Origin of the sequence: Flavobacterium flevense, from assembly GCF_900142775.1 — a bacterium.
Classification (GTDB): domain Bacteria; phylum Bacteroidota; class Bacteroidia; order Flavobacteriales; family Flavobacteriaceae; genus Flavobacterium; species Flavobacterium flevense.
Genome location: NZ_FRCC01000035.1, coordinates 1 through 1,083 on the forward strand (window position 1 = coordinate 1; position 1,083 = coordinate 1,083).

The window sequence follows — 1,083 nt, forward strand, 5'->3', positions numbered from 1 at the left end:
CAATAGCAACAAAATTAGACGGAACATTGATTACAACTTGTCCGCTAACTTTGTCTCCAACAGTTGAAGAAGAGTATATAAAAATTGCTCCAAACCCTGTGAGAAGTAATGGAGATTTTCAACTAATCACCAATGTAAATTCAAGCAGATTGCAAAATGCACGCATTGAACTTTACACTATTACCGGAAATATGTTGATCAACATCAATACGAGTCAGAATACAGTTGACCTAAAAGCTCCAATGGTTGAAGGGATTTATGTTGTAAAAATGACTTTAACAAATGGTAAATATTTTACAAAAAACCTTTTAGTTAAAAATTAAATAAATTAAAGAATATGACATCCTCATTTTATATAAATGGGGATGGATATTCTAATTGAAAAATAGATCTATGAAATTTAATATTAAAAACACAATCGGAATTACTACCTTCTTACTTTCCCAAGGTATAGCTGCTCAGTTTTATGTAGGGGTGCAATCAGGCATCGGAGATATCAAAAGCGATCTTAATATAACAGCACCGGGATACAAAATTGAACATGCAGGAGCAGTAAAAGTGGGTTACATTTATTCGTTTACTAATCATTTCGGAATTGGTACAGGATTAGAATTTTCTAAATACAATCAGGAAATTTCTTTGAAAAATTCAACAGAAACTTTAACTAATTTTGAAATAGATCCTTCCACTTCTGCATTTGTTTACAATGTTACAACCAGTAACTATAGAGAGAAGCAAACCTTACAAGCGATTCAAATCCCATTATTTTTACAATATAAAACTACTATCAGTAAAGGGGTTGATTTTAATTTTAGAGCAGGAGCAAAATATTTTTTACCTGTAGATTATAAAATTAAATCATCGGCAGCTTATGTAAATGGTGCCGCTTATTATCCGGATGTTAACCTGACTATTGATGATTTACCAGAATACGGTTTTGGGGGACAAAGCAATTATAGTGCATCTGGAGAATACCAGACAAAGGGGATTTTGATGAGTATGTTTGAATTAGGATTTACTTTTGATGTGGGAAAAAGAAACGCATTGTATGCCGCAATGTTTCTTGAAAATGGTTACGGTTCT

2 protein-coding genes are annotated in these 1,083 nt (G+C 32.3%); both read left to right on the forward strand.

All coding sequences use genetic code 11. The features are described from left to right. Positions 1-323 (forward strand): T9SS type A sorting domain-containing protein (locus BUB89_RS17780; protein WP_159434595.1); only part of this gene is annotated, 323 nt, incomplete at its 5' end. A 70-nt stretch (positions 324-393) separates the two neighbouring features. Beyond that, positions 394-1,083, forward strand: a 690-nt coding sequence (locus tag BUB89_RS17785; RefSeq protein ID WP_143161169.1) for an outer membrane beta-barrel protein, incomplete at its 3' end; no start/stop codon positions are given.